This is a genomic window from Lentzea alba, assembly GCF_047445655.1.
Taxonomy (GTDB): Bacteria; Actinomycetota; Actinomycetes; order Mycobacteriales; family Pseudonocardiaceae; genus Lentzea; species Lentzea alba_A.
Genome location: NZ_JAJAEG010000006.1, coordinates 259,500 through 274,423 on the forward strand (window position 1 = coordinate 259,500; position 14,924 = coordinate 274,423).

Consider the following 14,924-nt stretch of genomic DNA (forward strand, 5'->3'; position numbering starts at 1 on the left):
GCTAAGACCAGACCGACCGTCCATTTGTGACAGGCCGCAGCACCAGCCGCGACTCGGCGACCCGCTCCACCGCCTGTCGTGAGTACGACAGCGGAAACGCGTCCCCGCGCGCCCAGGCGTCGATGTGGTCGTCGTAATGCGTGCCGGTCGGATGCTCGGACTGGCCGGGAGCGTTGACCGCGACCGACGAGTCCCAGTCCCCCACGTCGATCACGATCCGGAACGAGGCACCGAGCACCTGCCGGAACGACCGGTCGAACGGCGTGCTGTTGACCGTGTCACCGCTCCCACCGCGCGGGATCGGCGGCAGACCGGGTGCTCCGAACGTCAGCGTGTGCAGGTCGCCCCACTGCCACGACTCCGGGCACGAGCCGTGGTCCGTCACCAGTTCCGCCACCGCGTCGGCGAACGTCCGTTGCATCAACGGCTTCAGCGACGGGTGCGCGTGCAGCAGGCGCAGGTCGATCCGGGGGTCGCCGCCGTAGCCCTCCTCCGGGAGCACCGCCTCGACCACCTCGTCCAGCGGATGCGCGCCGGCGTGAGGTGCGAGGGCGTCCATCAGCAACGCCGGCCGCAGGTGCCGGCGGAACCACGTCTGGAACACGGCCGGTGCCGCGGCGTCGACGGACTCCACGAAGTCCCAGGACCGCAGCAACTGCAGCGCCCTGCGGACCATCGGCTCGGTGGAGTCGACCGCGTCGAGCAGGATCGGCACGACCTCTCTGGCGAGCGGGCTCAACTCGTCCGCCTGCAGGGCGAGGCTGTCCGCGACGGTCCAGTCGTCGCCGGTGGTGAGCACCTCGCGGATTCGTTCGGCGCGCTGCGGGGAGAGCCAGTAGTCGTACCCGACCGGGATGCCCGCCCGTTCGCCGTCCGGGAAGTTCTGCTCGTTCGCGGTGACGATCAGGTCCTCCGGCGGGTTCACGACGCCCGGAAGCAGGTCCGTCGACCTGAAGCCGTCCCACTCGTAGCGCCCGTCGCCCGGTACCGGCAGCGTGCCGTCCCAGCCGCGGCGCACCGGCAGCAGACCCGCGGCCTGCCAGCCGATCTCACCGTCCGGCGTCGCGTAGACCTGGTTCTCCGCTGGGGCACCCCAGCTCTTCAGCGTCGCGCGGAACGTCCTGGTGTCCTTGGCCCGCATCAGTTGCACACCACCGAGATAGGGCGCCATCCCCGGTTCGAGCCAGGCCGCTCTGAGCGCGAACGCCTTGCCGTCGCCCTCCTTCAGGACCGGGCCGTGCCGGGTGTACGCCAGCTCGACCTCGCGCGGTTCCTCGCCGCTGATCGGGACGAGCTCCGTGATCCGTTCCGGCTCGTCCCACTCGTCGGTGTCGTAGACGTACAGGTCTTCCTGGTCCATCGCGAAGATCGTCAACCCGAACGCGATGGAACCGTTGTGCCCCACCGAGATGCCGGGCAGGCTCGGTTCTCCCGCGCCGATCACGTCGATCCCCGGCGCGACCAGGTGCGTGACGAACCGCAGTGACGGCACGGTCATCGCCCGGTGCGGGTCGTTGGCGAGGATCGGCCGGCCGCTGCGGGTCCGCGACGCGCCGATCACCCAGTTGTTGCTGCCACCGCCCGCGACCGGCCCGAACGCCAGCCGGTACACCCTCAGCACGTCCTCTGGGATCTCGGCGGGATCGAGCCCGTCCGGCACGACGATCCGGTGTCCCTCGGTGCGGAATCTGCGCAGGTCCTCGACCTCCGGGCCGTACTTGGCCAGCGTGACCGCGCGGGCGACCTCCTGGTCCACGTTGGGGTAGAAGGCATTGGTCCGGATGCGGATGATGTCCTCGGCGTTCCACCGTCCCGCGCCGGGGACCTTTCCCAGGTCGATGAACGCGTTGATCCCGGCCACGAACGCCTCCGCGGATCGCCTGGTGGACGGCCCGTAGGCGTCCCAGTCGGGCTCACCGCGGTAGAGGAACAGCCGCGCCGCCCTGTCCTGTTCTGCAAAGGACGGACCGAACACCTCCGACAGCAGGCCGAGACCCTTGCGCCGCCACAGATCCATCTGCTGCAGGCGCTCGCGGGCGGCGACGAAACCCTGTGCCAGGAACAGGTCGTGCTCGTTGGCGGCGTAGATGTGCGGCACACCCCACCGGTCGATCAGCACCTCGACCTCGGCGGTGAGCCCTGGGATGTTCATTCGTCCGTCCAAGCGTCGTAGACGTCCGAGAGCGTCGGCCACCAGAGTCCGCTCATCCCGCGCATGTGCGTCAACAGCTCCTCGAACGCGGCGATGTGGTGGGCCCGCCCGATGGACTGCGGGTGCACGGTCAACGTGTAGACCGCGCCGGGAACCCGTTGGTAGGCATAGGTGAAGACGTCGCGGAAGCGCTGGAACATCGCCCGGTGGTCACCCATCCCGGCGGAGACGCCGGGCAGGTACTCGACCGCGATGAGGTCGTCGAGGAACCACGACACCGGGATCTCCAGGATCCGGCTCGGCTCACCGAACGTGCTGGCCTGTTCGTACCGGACCTCGACGGGCCGCGGGTGGTAGGGCTCGAACTCGCGGCCCATCAACGAGCTGTCCCAGTCGAATCCGGCCTCCTCCAGGATGCCGAGCGTGCTGTCGGTGAAGTCCCAGGCGGGCGAACGGTAGCCGCGCGGCCGTTTGCCGACGATCTTCTCGTGCTGGGAGAGCTGCAGCTCCATCAGCTCCCGCTCGCGTTCGGGGCTGAGCGCGCGGATGTTCTCGTGGTAGGCGCCGTGGGCCGCGATCTCGTGCCCGTGGGCGAGCACGGACTCGATGGCCGCCGGGAAGGTCACCAGGTCGTGGCCCGGCGTGGGCCAGGTGGTCCTGATGTCCAGCCGCCGGAACAGCTCCAGCAGCCGCGGCACCCCCACCTCGACCCCGAAGTCGCCGCGGGACAACGCGGACGGGCTGGTGGTGTTCATCGTGCCCATCCACGGGGAATGGGCGTCGAAGTCGAGCGTGATGGCGACGGCCATCCGCATGCCGTCTGGTAGTTGAAGTGACATGCCTCCACTGCACCGCTTCGGTGGTCCGCTCAGGAGACTGGCCCAAGGAATCCGGTCCTGAGTGGACCACCGCCGTGGACCGGTCAGAGGAAGTACGAGTCGTGCTTCTCCCGGAAGGCGGTCAGCTCGTCCTTCGCGATGCCGCCGAGCTTCTCGAAGTACTCCTCACGCGGCGCGCCCGGCGTGAAGAGCAGCAACATCTCGGCCGGCGCGTCGGAGTCGTTGCGGAACGCGTGCAGCCCGCCCTGCGGCACGTGCAGGAAGTCACCCTGCTTCGCGTCGACCCACTTGTCACCGTTGTACAGGTTCACCGTGCCGCTGAGGATGAAGAACGACTCCGAGATCGTGCGGTGGAAGTGCGTGCTCGGGCCGCCCGCTCTGGGTTTCATCATGACCCGGTACAGCCCGTACTCGCCGCGTGTGGTCTCGGTGGTGGCGAGGTAGTGGATGCCGTCGCCCTCCTGGCCGAGCTCGGGCGGGGTGTCCGCAGGCCGGAAGTTCGCGCTGACCTCGCCGTTCTCGCCGAGGTACACCTTCTCCGGGTAGGACATGCTGACCATCCCCCTTGTTCTCGTGTATGTCCTGTCTACAAGACCGAATCGCGAGCGGAGATGTGACAAGAACCATCGGCTGTCACAGAAATGTGCGGCGGTCCGTTCGACGTTGATCAGGGCTTCATGATCGGCTCGGTCAGCTTCGAGCCGTCGGCCTTGCCCACGAAGCAGTGGATGACGCGGCTCGAGCGCCGGTAGCCGTTCTCCGTCTTGACCTTCCACGCCTCCGCGGTCGGGATGACCACCCAGTACCGCAGGGTCTTCTCCTTGTCCTCGCCGAGCACCGCGAACGAGAGGAACGTGCGCGTGCACGCGGTGCCGCCGATCTTCGTCAGCTCGTCGGCACCGGGGTACGGCACGTCCTTCTCGGTCTCGGTGTTCGCGAGGACGGTGTCGAGCAGCTCCGTCTCGTGCTCGGCGTAGCAGCCGACGTCGTCCTGCGACCTGATCTCCGGGGCGTCCTTCCGCGGTGTCCAGGTCAGGCAGTCCTTGTGGAACGCCCGGAGCCCGTCGCCCTTGATGTCGCCCTCCGGGCCCAGGGTCAGCACCGGCTGCATCGCGGCGGTGCTCGCGGGCCCGGTCAGGCCCCAGGTGGTGAACATCGGCTTGAACACGGTGATGTACAACGAGACCAGCGCGCCGATCAGGAACAGCGGGACGAGGGTCGCGGACATGATCACGCCGACCGGGCGGCGTCTTCGCGGCGGGACCTGGACCGGTGGGGCAGGCGCCGGCGGCGGTGCGGCACCCAGCGAGACCACCTCGTGCTGCGGGCCGGTCGCCAGTGCCCGCTCGATCAGCCGGTGCGCCTGCTCAACTCCCAGCCGTCGCTGCGGGTCCGGCTCCAGCAGGCCCGTGATCAGCTCGCCGAGCGGACCGGAAACCCGGCGCGGCTGCGGTCGTTCGCTCATCACCGCGAGGATCGTCGCGGACGTGGTGGGCCGGTCGAACGCCCCGAAACCCTCGGTGGCGTAGAACAACGTGGCGCCCAACGCCCACAGGTCCCACGCCGGGGAAGCGGGTCCACCGGCGAGGCGTTCCGGCGACATGTACGCGGGCGAGCCGATCAACGTGCCGGTCGCGGTCAGCTTCGGATCGTCGACCGCCTGGGCGATGCCGAAGTCGGTGAGCTTCGCCGTGCCGCGCGCGGGCACCATCACGTTGCCCGGCTTGACGTCCCGGTGCACGACGCCGGACTCGTGGGCCGACTGCAGGGCGTTCAGCAGCTGCGAGGCGAGGGTGGCGGCCGCGCGGACGTCGAGCGGGCCGTCGAGGTCCACCAGCTCGTCCAGCGTGGGAGCGTTGATCAGCTCCATCACGATGAACGTCTGGTCGTCCTCCTTGACGAGGTCGTACACGGCGACCACCGCGGGGTCGGTCAGCCGGCTCGCGATCCGGGCCTCGCGCAGCACGCGTTCCTGGTACACGGCCTGTTCCGCCGCGGGCACGTTGCCGGGCAGCAGGAGTTCCTTGACCGCCACGTCGCGACCGAGGACGGCGTCCTGGCCGAGCCACACGACGCCCATGCCGCCCCGGCCCAGTTCACGAACCAGTTGGTAGCGCCCGTTTCCCACCTCACGCATGCCGCGAAGTCTTGCAGCCGTGGTTACGATCCTCGCCGTGCCCCCTCCGCCGCACTTCCTGCTGAGCTACGGGCGCGCGGACGGTCCGCACGTCACCCGGTTCTACGAAGACCTGGTCGCCGCCGTGCGCGCCAAGAACCCCGCGTACAAGGGGCTTTCCGCAGGCGCCGTCGGGTACATGGACACCCGCACCGAGCACGGCGACGACTTCGATCACGCCCTGCTGACGGCGTTGCGCCGGAGCAAGACCTACATCGCGTTGATCAGCGTGTCGTACCTGGCCAGCGACTACTGCGGCCGCGAGTTCGCCGTGTTCCGCAACCGGGTCGACCGGCACGTGCCGGGCAGCAGGCTGATCAAACCGGTGCTGTGGCAGCCCGAGTGGCGGCTGGGCCCGTTGCCGGACGTGCTCGCGCGCATCCAGCACTCGCATCACGACTACGGCGAGGTGTACCAGGAGAAAGGGCTCGCCGCCCTCGTCAAACAACAGCGCTACCGGGACGACTACGAGGAGTTCCTCGACGCGTTCAGCTGGGCGCTGGTGAACGACGTGAAGGAGTGCGACCTCCCGGAGATCACCGCCGGTCCCACGCTCGACGAGGTGGTGAGCCCGTTCATGGTCGTACCGCCACCGGATCCGGCCAGGGTCGCGCAACTCGAGCGGGTGCGCGACCTGCTCGCCGCGCAGCTCCGTCAGCCCGCAGTCCTCGCGGCCGTCAGGGCTCACCAGCTGCGTCCGAAGCCGGTCCCGGTTCGCAAGCCTTCGGTGACACAGCCTCAGGTCCCTGCCTCGGACCCGTGGACGTGGGTGGTGCTCGGCGTCCTGATCGCCCTGGTGATCTTGTACCTGATCACTCGGCCCGGATGATCATCTCGTGGGCGGCCCTCAGCCGGGGACCTGGAGGCACTCCCAGTTCTCGCGCGAGCAGGGCGTGGACGTTCCGGTAGACCTCCAGCGCCTGGGCGCGCCGGCCGCAGCGGTGCAGTGCGGTCAGGTAGAGCTCGTACAGCCGTTCCTCCAGCCGGTGCCGGTGGATGATCAATGGTGCTTCGGCGGCTACTTCGGCGTGGTCTCCCCGGGCCAGTCGTAGTTCGAACAGCTGCAGGGTGGCGTTGAGTCGTTGCTGCTCCAGCCGGAAGCGTTCCCGTTCGGCGGCTTCGCCGGGGACGCCAGCCAGGGCGGTGCCCATCCAGAGATCCAGGGCCTCCTTCGGCCGGTTCTTCTTGACCAGTTCGTCGAACTCATCGGCATCGAGCGTGAACAGCGCTGGGTCGAGCGTGTGCAACCCGTTGTGGGTGCTGATCGCCGGGCTGAGAATCCGCCGCAACCGGCAGAGGTACGTCCGAATGACGCCGTCCGCCGCCGGTGGCGCCGCTCCGCCCCACAGGCCGTCGACCAGCTCTCCTGTCCGTTTCGGGCCGGTGATCAGCATCATCAGCACGGCCTGCTGCTGCGGGCTGCCGAGGTCGACGCTGGTGCCGTCAAGCACGAGCCTCGGCGGGCCGAGCACCTTGAACCTCACTGCTGCAGTGGAAGTCGTTCGGGGTTCTCGTCGCGAGCGTCAGGTGACGGTGTCGGTGTACGTCATCGGTTTTCTGCTGAAATGGAGGTGTGGACTTCAGGCTGCTCGGCCCGGTGAGCTTCGGATCTCCGCAGCAGAGCGGAGTTCTCGCCGTGCTGCTGCTGAGCTCCCACGTGACGCTGGAGGATCTGGTGTGCGCGGTGTGGGGTCCGGACGCGCCTGCTGGTGCCGCATCGACGGTGCGCACGTACGTGTCGCGCCTGCGTTTGCTCACCGGCTGCGCGATTGTGGCGGAAGCCGGTGGCTATCGGATGGTCGTCGATCCGGCCACTGTGGACGTTTCGGTGTTCCTCTCGAAGCTCCGTCTCGGGCAGTTGAAGGGCGCACTGGACCTGTGGCGCGGGCGGGCGCTCGACGGGTTGTCCGGTGCCTTCTTCGACAGCCGTCGCACGTGGCTCGACCAACTCCGGGCCACGGCTCAGGAAGACCTCTGGGCTGCCTCGCTCGGTGATCCGGCGGTGATCGGTGAGCTTGTCGCGGCCACGGCGGCGGAGCCCTATCGCGAACGGGTGTGGGAGTTGCTGATCGAGGCTCTGGTGCGCCGAGGTCGTTGTGCCGAAGCGTTGGCCGCTCAGCGCCGCATCACCCGGCTGCTGGACGAGGACCTCGGCCTGCGCCCCGGTCCCGGCCTGCGCGTACAACGTTTGTCAACGCCACGCGCTTAACGTCGCGCCGCGTGAGACGACTGACAAAGCTGTTGGCAACAACCGTGCTCATTTCCGGTCTGGTGCCACTCGCGCCGGCCACCGCCAGCTCCTCGTGCGCACCGATCGCGGTCACCGCACCCGCCGGCGCCAAGATCGAGTCCGTGGACGCCGTGCGCCGTCCAGGTGGGACGGTCACGTTCCCTCAAACCCCTTTCTCCGCACCGGCTCCGATCCACGACGTGCCCGCGTGGTGCGAGATCACCGTCACCGTGACCCACGGGGGTGATCACGCCCGCACCGTGGTCGCGCTCCCAGAGGCCGGCTGGTCCGGCCGCCTCCAGGACGTCGGCGGGAGCGCCTACGCGGCCGGCGACACCGGCGCCCCGTTCGTGCAGGCCGTGAAGGACGGCTACGCCGCTGTGACCACCGACGCCGGCGTCCTGACCGGCCTCGACACCAGCTGGGCCGTCGTCGACGGCAAGGTGAACTCCACGTTGCTGACGAACTTCGCTTCTCGCTCGGTCCACGAGTCGGCGGTGATCGCGAAGTCCGTGGTGCGCAAGCACTACCAGCGTTCGGTGTCCTACGCGTACTGGAACGGCTGCTCGACCGGCGGCCGCCAGGGCTACGCCGAAGCGCAGCAGTTCCCCTCCGACTACGACGGCATCCTCGCGGCCGCGCCCGCCGTGAACTGGTCCCAGTTCGCCGTGGCGACACTGTGGCCGCAAACCGTGCAGTACAACGAGGGCCACATCCTCGGCAACTGCGTGCTCGACGCGTTCCGCAAGGCCGCGATTGCTGCCTGCGATTCTGGGGACGGCGTGACGAACAACATCGTCGACCGCCCCGACCGCTGCGGCTACGACCCGCGACGCCTGGTCGGCACTTCTGTTTTGTGCGACGGCAAGGAAGTTGTCGTCTCCCTTGCCGATGCGGAGGTGATGCGCAAGATCTGGAACGGCCCCACGGACGCTTTCGGCCGCTCCCTGTGGCCGGGCCTGCCCAAGGGCGCGGATCCCGTGTGGCTCGCCGGCACGCTGCCCGGTTTGCCCGGCCCCGGCTTCCCCGTGGCCTCCGCCTGGGTGTCCAGCTTCCTGTTGAAGCAGCCCGGCTTCGACACCTCGTCGCTGAGCTACGCACAGTTCCGCGCGCTGTTCCAGCAGTCGGTGCGCGAGTTCGACGCGGTCATCGGCACGTCGAACCCGGACCTGTCGGCGTTCCGTCGCGCGGGCGGCAGGCTGCTCACGTTCATCGGCACCAACGACCAGCTCATCCCACCCGGCGGCACCCTCAAGTACCGCTCGGACGTGGAACGCCGCATGGGCCACGTGAACGACTTCTACCGCCTGTTCCTGGCCCCCGGCGTCGACCACTGCACCGGCGGCAACGGCCCCCAGCCGACCAACCCGCTGGGCGCGCTGGTCGTCTGGGTGGAACGCGGCAAGGCTCCTTCTGTGTTGCCGGCTGCTTCGGCCACCGGTTCCCGCAACCTGTGCCCGCTCCCGCAGATCTCGCGCTACGTCGGCGTCGGTGATCCTTCGTCGGCGTCGAGCTACCGCTGCGTCTAGGTTGCCTGTCGTGGGGGGCGGGNGGCAAGGCTCCTTCTGTGTTGCCGGCTGCTTCGGCCACCGGTTCCCGCAACCTGTGCCCGCTCCCGCAGATCTCGCGCTACGTCGGCGTCGGTGATCCTTCGTCGGCGTCGAGCTACCGCTGCGTCTAGGTTGCCTGTCGTTGCAGCCGGTTCTCTACGCCGGCTGCAACGACGTCGGGTAAAGCCACGCACCAGGCGTGTCCTCGGCGGGGTTCGTGTAGAAGTCCCGCACCGCCGCCACGTACTCCTGCACGCTGATCGCCCCGTCACCGTCGGTGTCGAGGTGCGCGAACGCCATCCCGCACTCCGCCTCGGTGAGCCCCCGCGCCTTCAACAACACCTGGAACTCGTCCGCGTCGACCCGGCCGTCCTCGTTGGTGTCCGCGATGTCCAGCAACGACTGCACGACCTCCAGGAAGTCCGCGTCGAACGGCCCGTCCTCGACGAACGCCGACATCATCGCCTCGCGGTACTCCTCCGGCCCGATCCGCCCGTCCCGGTCGGCGTCGCAGTGCTCGACCAGCAACTCCCAGAACCGGTCGTACGCGTCGACCAGCTCACCCCCGCGCTCCGAGGACGCCGGCTCCCCGAACGCCTGCAGCAGGCGGTTGGCCAGCGCGTAGATGTCCGCGAGCTCGATGACGCCGTTACCGTTGACGTCGTAGTGGGCGAACGTCGAGTCGATCCTGTGCTGCAGCACCTGCTTCATGCCCGGCACTGTGGAGACGTGACGTGGGTGAGCGCAAACCACGTCGCCCACCCAGGTGACGGAGTTCAGCCTCCAGGATCATCACCGGCGACCACGCGGTATAGTTATACCGGTACCCGCCTACGGAGGATCACGTTGATCGAGCTCAAGTCGCCCGCCGAAGTCGAACGCATGCACATCACCGGCCAGTTCGTCGGAAAGCTCCTCGAAGAGCTCTCCACAGTGGCCGCCGTGGGCGTCAACCTGCTCGACCTCGAACTCCACGCCCGCGGCATGATCTCCGAACGCGGCGCCGAGTCCTGCTACTGGGACTACTCGCCGTCGTTCGGCCGCGGCCCGTTCCGCAACGTGATCTGCCTGTCGGTCAACGACGCGGTCCTGCACGGCCTGCCGAAGAGCTACGTGCTGCAGGACGGCGACCTGCTGACCATGGACATCGCCGTGAGCATCGACGGCTGGGTGGCCGACTCGGCGCTCTCCATCATCGTCGGCACGCCGAGCGAGAAAGACCTGCACCTCATCCGCGCGACCGAGGTGGCGCTGGAGGCCGCGATCCTGGCCGCCAAACCAGGTAACCGGATGGGCGACATCGAGGCGTCGATCGGGGAGGTCGCCGCGGAGTTCGGGTACACGCCCAACCTCGAGTTCGGCGGGCACGGCATCGGGCGCACGATGCACGAGGCGCCACACGTGTCGAACAACGGCCGGCGCGGGCACGGCATGAAGCTCCGGCCCGGCCTGACCATCGCCATCGAACCGTGGCTCGCGGCCACGACCGACCGGATCATCTTCGACGAGGACGGGTGGACGTTGCGGTCCGCGGACGGATCGCGGACCGCGCACTCCGAGCACACGGTCGCGATCACCGAGGACGGGCCGTTGGTGCTGACCCGTCGCCCGTCCGAGAACCGCTAGAGCATCACTCGTACCAGTCGCGGGACCACTGCTCGCGGCGTTCCTGCTCGCGCGCGATCCAGTCGCTGCCCTCCGCTGCCACCGCCTCCAGGATCGGCAACGCCGCGTCGATCCCGGAGGTCTGCAGCGCCACGAGGAACAGCTCGGACTCGTCCTCCAGCACGGTGTCGTTGGCGTTGCGGAAGTTCTCGGCGACGACGGTGATGTCCCTGCCGTTGACCAACGTCAGGCAGAAGCGGCGGCTGCGGAGGCGTTCGACCTCCTGGGTGTCTTCACCGAACCCGCGTGTGGCGCGCACGCCGGTTTCGCGGACGCTCGCGGACGCCAGCGCGTCGTAGCGGAAGAGGTTGCGGCGCTCGTTGCGTGCCTCGCCGGTCAGGAAGTTCAGCTCCTGCCGCGACTCCCGCACACCGCTGCGGGTCAGGAGGAAGATCTGCACCTCGTACTTCGAGTAGCGCATCGGGCCGCGCCGAACGCGCGCGCGGTCCGCGCCGTCGGCACCCTCGGTCATGACGACGTGCGTCACGAGGTCGTGGGTCGTGAGGTTGTTACGGCGCACCAGGTCGTTCTTCAGGTAGATCTTGTCCATCGCCAGCCAGCGGGCCATCTCGCCGTCGGACGGGCGGTCGGCCAGCACGCGCAGCCACTCCTCGTAGCCGTGCTTCTCGGCGGCGAAGATCTGCTCGTCGTGGGCGCGGGCCAGTGCGCTCATGCGCTGCAGGCTGCGGATTCGCGTGGCGCCCTGGACCACGAAGAACCCGCCACCCGCGATGAGCACCGCGGCGCCACCCCCTTTGGCTGCGACCAGCAGGACCAGCGCGACCACGGCGACGCCGATTCCGACGCGGTGCAGGAGCGTGTCGCGTTCGGACGGCCGGGGAAAGTTGAACAGGCCGTTGTCGGCCCACCCGGACGCGACCTTGCGGGCGTGCCAGAGCGCTAGCCAGCCCACCGCGCCGGCCGGGACCTGCGCGTTGCCGTAGAGGTCGACGAAACGCTGCTTGAGATGCGACCGGATGCCGGCGGTGTACCCAGGCCAGTCGCCGGACACGTGTGGACGCGCCTCGGTGAATCGGCTGTCGACGACCCGGTGGATCTCCCGGACGAACGACGTGGGGACCCAGTGGCCCGGCGAGCGCGCCGCCACCGTGTGCGGTGCGACCTGGTTGTGCCGGATCTGCGCCCACATCGTCGTGGCCGCCCGCTCGGCGCCGTGGAACACCGCCAGCAACCCGCCGACCGCCACCAGCGGCAGCGCCAGCAGGACGCCGGGCAACGACGTGCCGGCGAAGCTGGAGAGCACGCCCATGACGGCGAACGCGCCGCCGATGACGAACTGGAGCCAGTCCTTCTGCTCCGCCTTGGTCTCGGCCGCGACGTACGGGCGCGGCGGCGCCGGTTCCGGCTCGAAGAACTTCCACGCCCGGCGCTTGCGGTCGTTCGACATCCGCTGAGTCACGACGCGCTCGGCGTACGCGCCCTCCAGCTTGGTCTGCGACGCACCGCTGAGCATCATGTTCACGTGCTGGGCGATCTCGTCCTGACGGTCCGCGGGCAACCCGCTGAACGCGCCGAGCACGTCGTCCAGGTTCTCCGTCGGCCTGCCGCCCTCGACCTCGCCCCGCACGAACCTCATCAACCGCCACACCACGGTGAACGCGTCCTGCCAACCGTCGTGCGGCAGCGACAGCGCCATCTTGCGCGCGTCGCGGATGTTCTTGAACAGCTCACCGTCCACGTTGCCGCACGACCGGCCGCTGACGACGGACAGCACGTAGTAGTACGCCCTTTCCGCGGTGATGTGCCCTTCCCGCAGCAGATCACCGAAGATGCTCTCGGCCGTGCGCGGGACGCCCGCGGCGAGGAAGTTGCGGGCGACGTCGTGGCGGCGCTCCGGCGGGTCGCCCTGGTTGATGTTGTAGATCGACTCGTTGTGGAACGCGGTGTCGCCGTAGTTCACGCCGATCTGCTGACCGACGTCGGCTCCCGACTCCGCGAAGTTCTGGTTGTTCATCGGATCTCCCGGGTCACGTGCTGGTGGAAGTCGCCCGTGTTCACGCCGATCTGCTGACCGACGTTGGCGCCGGTCTGCGCGATGTTCTGGTTGTGCACCTGCGGAAGCGGCTCCGAGGCCTTAGCAGAGCTGCCGTTGTCCTGGACCGCGGCGGCCAACGCGACCGCGAACGCCGCCGCGTTGCGCGCGGCGAGGAGCTGGCCCCCGTTCCGGTCCGTCGTGGACTTGGTGCCGTCGGCGCGGTCGCTGATGCCCCGCACGGCCGCCGTCGGAACCCGGCCCGCGAGATGCCCGGCGAGAGCGAACCCGGCGCTCTCCATCTCGACCGCGACCGCGTCGTTGTAGTTGCGGTGCAACGCATCCGCCACCGACGAGGTCGTCGAGTTCAGCACCACGTCACCTGCGGCGATGGCCTCGAAACAGACCTCGGGGGCGGGATCGGCGTGCCACGCGCGAGCGCGGTGCACGCGGCGGGCGACCTGCTCCAGCTCGTGCGAGATGTCCCAGGACCGCGGCCGCGCCAGAAACTCGGCGTCCTCGCTCTTGCCGCCCTGGTAGGCGTACACCTTGGTGCCCACCACGACGTCGCCGATCTCCAGCCACGGCCGCAACCCGCCGGCGATCCCGGCGAACAGCACTGCGGCCGGCGAGAACTCGGCGATCGCCCGCTCGGTCAGCGCGGCGGCGGCCAGCGTGCCCTGCCCGGTCACCCCGACGGCGACCTCGCGCCCGGGATGCCCAGGCAGCGTGCCGACGTCGAACAACGTGCCCAGCTCGTGCCGGTGCTCGCGAACACCCACCAGGTGCTCCAGCACCGCTTCCTGCTCGACCGGCAACGCGGTCAGAATCACGATCATCGTTCCACCCCAAGAGAATCCCGTTGCAAAGGGACTTTCACGCGCGACAAACAGGCGGATGGCGAGTCCGCGACACGGCCGATTCGTTCTGGGTGCAGAGCTCTGAGACTCGCGGGACAGGGGCCCGCGGCGCGGAGGAGGTTAACCCCGCCCTGCGTTTCGCGTCAAACCATTCTTTCGTTACATCCCAAGAGGACGCTCAACCACCGGGAAACCTGATGTCCAGCACCGATTCCACGCGGTAACGAAACCCGAACCGGTGAGCGATGGCATCGGCCACGATCTCGCGGTGGTCGAACGCGACCGCGGTGTCCACTCCGAAGAACTCCGCCAGCCCCACCCACCGGGCACCGGCGGCGTCACCCCCTCCCACCGGCGCGGGAGCCCCGGCGACATACGCGTGGAACGCCACGCTCTCAACAGCACCGCGCGGATCCCGGCCACGCTTGCGATAGCGCCCGAACCGCCTCAGCCGATCCCGCGGCACCGCGATGCCGGTCTCCTCGGCGAGCTCTCGCGCCGCCGCGTCGGCCGCACGCTCGTCCGGCTCCACGAACCCGCCGGGCAACGCGAGCGCGCCGGCGAACGGCCCCTTCCCCCGTTCCACGACGAGGACCGCCAGCACACCGTCCTGCTTGGTGAACAACACGACGTCCGCGGTGAGCCTCCGACCTTCAGCCATACCGGAAGGCTAGGTTATTGTCAGATTGACATCAAGTGGTTCGACGAAAGAACTTCGTTATGACAAGCCAATTGTCAATCAGACACGAACACGCGTCAGGACCGCGGCCGCATCATCGGCGGCGACAACGTGACCGCACCACCGGCGCGGTAGAGCGCGGCGGGCCGGCCGTTGGGACTGGGCCGCTTCTCCCCCGTCGCCTCGACGAACCCGGCGGACTCGGTGACCTTGCGGTGGAAGTTGGGCTTGTCCAGCTCCACCCCCCAGACCGCCTCGTACACCTCGCGCAGCTCACCGATCGTGAACTCGTCCGCGCAGAACGCCGTCGCGATCGTCCGGAACTGCAACTCGGCCCGCGCCAGCTCGACGGCGTCGCGCAGGATCTCGTCGTGGTCGAACGCCAACCCGCTGCGCCGCACCTCGTCGACCGGCAGCCAGTGGGCCGCCCGCGCGTCCGAACCGGCGCTGGGCAACGGCAGGTTCGGCGCGATCGCCAGGTAAGCGCACGTCACCACCCGCTGACGCGGATCGCGATCAGGCGCGGAGTAGACGCCGACCTGCTGCAGGTGCAGATCAGCGGCGTCGAGCCCGGTCTCCTCGGCCAGCTCACGCGCGGCCGTCTCGTCCAGGCTCTCCTCGCCCCGCAGGAAGCCGCCGGGCAACGCCAACCGGCCGGCGAACGGCTCGTTGCCGCGCTCCACGACCAGCACGCACAGCACGCCCTCGCGGATCGTCAGGATGACGAGATCCGCGGTGAGCGCGACGGTCTGCCGAGGTCGGCGAGTCATGGCGGGCAGC

14 protein-coding genes are annotated in these 14,924 nt (G+C 68.9%); 4 read left to right on the plus strand and 10 right to left on the minus strand.

The annotated features are described in order from the left end of the window. Window position 1 precedes the first annotated feature (1 nt). The 4 genes from LFM09_RS12205 to LFM09_RS12220 form a co-directional block, all read right to left on the minus strand. Window positions 2-2,152, minus strand: coding sequence for a penicillin acylase family protein (locus tag LFM09_RS12205; RefSeq protein ID WP_414096500.1), 2,151 nt, complete (start codon window positions 2,150-2,152; stop codon window positions 2-4). After that, entirely contained in the window at window positions 2,149-2,991 is an 843-nt protein-coding gene (locus LFM09_RS12210) for a polysaccharide deacetylase family protein (RefSeq protein ID WP_414096501.1), read from the minus strand. Before LFM09_RS12210 ends, LFM09_RS12205 begins: the two co-directional genes overlap by 4 nt. A gap of 83 nt (window positions 2,992-3,074) precedes the next feature. After that, window positions 3,075-3,542 carry a cupin domain-containing protein gene (locus LFM09_RS12215; protein WP_414096502.1) on the minus strand — a complete coding sequence of 156 codons (468 nt, stop codon included), beginning with the start codon at window positions 3,540-3,542 and terminating at the stop codon, window positions 3,075-3,077. Window positions 3,543-3,658: 116 nt separating this feature from the next. Beyond that, complete coding sequence (locus tag LFM09_RS12220; protein ID WP_414096503.1) at window positions 3,659-5,128, minus strand: protein kinase domain-containing protein; 1,470 nt, start codon at window positions 5,126-5,128, stop codon at window positions 3,659-3,661. Window positions 5,129-5,165: 37 nt separating this feature from the next. Here LFM09_RS12220 and LFM09_RS12225 point away from each other — a divergent pair, with 37 nt between their 5' ends. Continuing rightward, window positions 5,166-5,996 (plus strand): TIR domain-containing protein, encoded by an 831-nt coding sequence (locus tag LFM09_RS12225; protein ID WP_414096504.1) that lies wholly within the window; start codon window positions 5,166-5,168, stop codon window positions 5,994-5,996. Here the strand turns inward: LFM09_RS12225 and LFM09_RS12230 are convergent. After that, window positions 5,980-6,651, minus strand: coding sequence for an AfsR/SARP family transcriptional regulator (locus LFM09_RS12230; RefSeq protein WP_414096505.1), 672 nt, complete (start codon window positions 6,649-6,651; stop codon window positions 5,980-5,982). The two genes, LFM09_RS12225 and LFM09_RS12230, sit on opposite strands and share 17 nt — an antisense overlap. Before the next feature lie 89 nt (window positions 6,652-6,740). On the opposite strand from LFM09_RS12230, the gene LFM09_RS12235 reads away from it, so the two are divergent. Both LFM09_RS12235 and LFM09_RS12240 read left to right on the plus strand, forming a co-directional pair. Then, a complete protein-coding gene (locus LFM09_RS12235; RefSeq protein ID WP_414096506.1) occupies window positions 6,741-7,376 on the plus strand; it encodes an AfsR/SARP family transcriptional regulator in 636 nt (211 codons plus the stop codon). A gap of 11 nt (window positions 7,377-7,387) precedes the next feature. After that, a complete protein-coding gene (locus LFM09_RS12240) occupies window positions 7,388-8,926 on the plus strand; it encodes a tannase/feruloyl esterase family alpha/beta hydrolase (RefSeq protein WP_414096508.1) in 1,539 nt (512 codons plus the stop codon). 177 nt (window positions 8,927-9,103) lie between these two features. Here LFM09_RS12240 and LFM09_RS12245 read toward each other — a convergent pair whose 3' ends face one another. Continuing rightward, the gene (locus LFM09_RS12245; protein WP_414096509.1) at window positions 9,104-9,658 is read right to left on the minus strand and encodes an EF-hand domain-containing protein; all 555 of its coding nucleotides are present in this window, start codon (window positions 9,656-9,658) and stop codon (window positions 9,104-9,106) included. Between the two features lie 135 nt (window positions 9,659-9,793). Between LFM09_RS12245 and map the strand changes: the two genes are divergently transcribed. Further along, window positions 9,794-10,573, plus strand: coding sequence for a type I methionyl aminopeptidase (map, locus tag LFM09_RS12250; RefSeq protein WP_414096510.1), 780 nt, complete (start codon window positions 9,794-9,796; stop codon window positions 10,571-10,573). A gap of 4 nt (window positions 10,574-10,577) precedes the next feature. On the opposite strand, the gene LFM09_RS12255 is transcribed toward map, so the two are convergent. The 4 genes from LFM09_RS12255 to LFM09_RS12270 form a co-directional block, all read right to left on the minus strand. Further along, a complete protein-coding gene (locus tag LFM09_RS12255; protein WP_414096511.1) occupies window positions 10,578-12,587 on the minus strand; it encodes a hypothetical protein in 2,010 nt (669 codons plus the stop codon). Next, window positions 12,584-13,444 carry a hypothetical protein gene (locus tag LFM09_RS12260; RefSeq protein WP_414096512.1) on the minus strand — a complete coding sequence of 287 codons (861 nt, stop codon included), beginning with the start codon at window positions 13,442-13,444 and terminating at the stop codon, window positions 12,584-12,586. Before LFM09_RS12260 ends, LFM09_RS12255 begins: the two co-directional genes overlap by 4 nt. 199 nt (window positions 13,445-13,643) lie before the next feature. Then, a complete protein-coding gene (locus LFM09_RS12265) occupies window positions 13,644-14,126 on the minus strand; it encodes an NUDIX domain-containing protein (RefSeq protein ID WP_414096513.1) in 483 nt (160 codons plus the stop codon). A 95-nt stretch (window positions 14,127-14,221) separates the two neighbouring features. Next, window positions 14,222-14,914, minus strand: a complete 693-nt coding sequence (locus tag LFM09_RS12270) for an NUDIX hydrolase (protein WP_414096514.1) — start codon at window positions 14,912-14,914, stop codon at window positions 14,222-14,224. Window positions 14,915-14,924: the final 10 nt, after the last annotated feature.

Excerpts from the sequence above, each read along its gene's own strand:
- LFM09_RS12205 (WP_414096500.1), bottom strand. The coding sequence starts at position 2,152 with ATGAACATCCCAGGGCTCACCGCCGAGGTCGAGGTGCTGATCGACCGG.
- LFM09_RS12210 (WP_414096501.1), bottom strand. The coding sequence starts at position 2,991 with ATGTCACTTCAACTACCAGACGGCATGCGGATGGCCGTCGCCATCACG.
- LFM09_RS12215 (WP_414096502.1), bottom strand. The coding sequence starts at position 3,542 with ATGTCCTACCCGGAGAAGGTGTACCTCGGCGAGAACGGCGAGGTCAGC.
- LFM09_RS12220 (WP_414096503.1), bottom strand. The coding sequence starts at position 5,128 with ATGCGTGAGGTGGGAAACGGGCGCTACCAACTGGTTCGTGAACTGGGC.
- LFM09_RS12245 (WP_414096509.1), bottom strand. The coding sequence starts at position 9,658 with ATGAAGCAGGTGCTGCAGCACAGGATCGACTCGACGTTCGCCCACTAC.
- LFM09_RS12255 (WP_414096511.1), bottom strand. The coding sequence starts at position 12,587 with ATGAACAACCAGAACTTCGCGGAGTCGGGAGCCGACGTCGGTCAGCAG.
- LFM09_RS12260 (WP_414096512.1), bottom strand. The coding sequence starts at position 13,444 with ATGATCGTGATTCTGACCGCGTTGCCGGTCGAGCAGGAAGCGGTGCTG.
- LFM09_RS12265 (WP_414096513.1), bottom strand. The coding sequence starts at position 14,126 with ATGGCTGAAGGTCGGAGGCTCACCGCGGACGTCGTGTTGTTCACCAAG.
- LFM09_RS12270 (WP_414096514.1), bottom strand. The coding sequence starts at position 14,914 with ATGACTCGCCGACCTCGGCAGACCGTCGCGCTCACCGCGGATCTCGTC.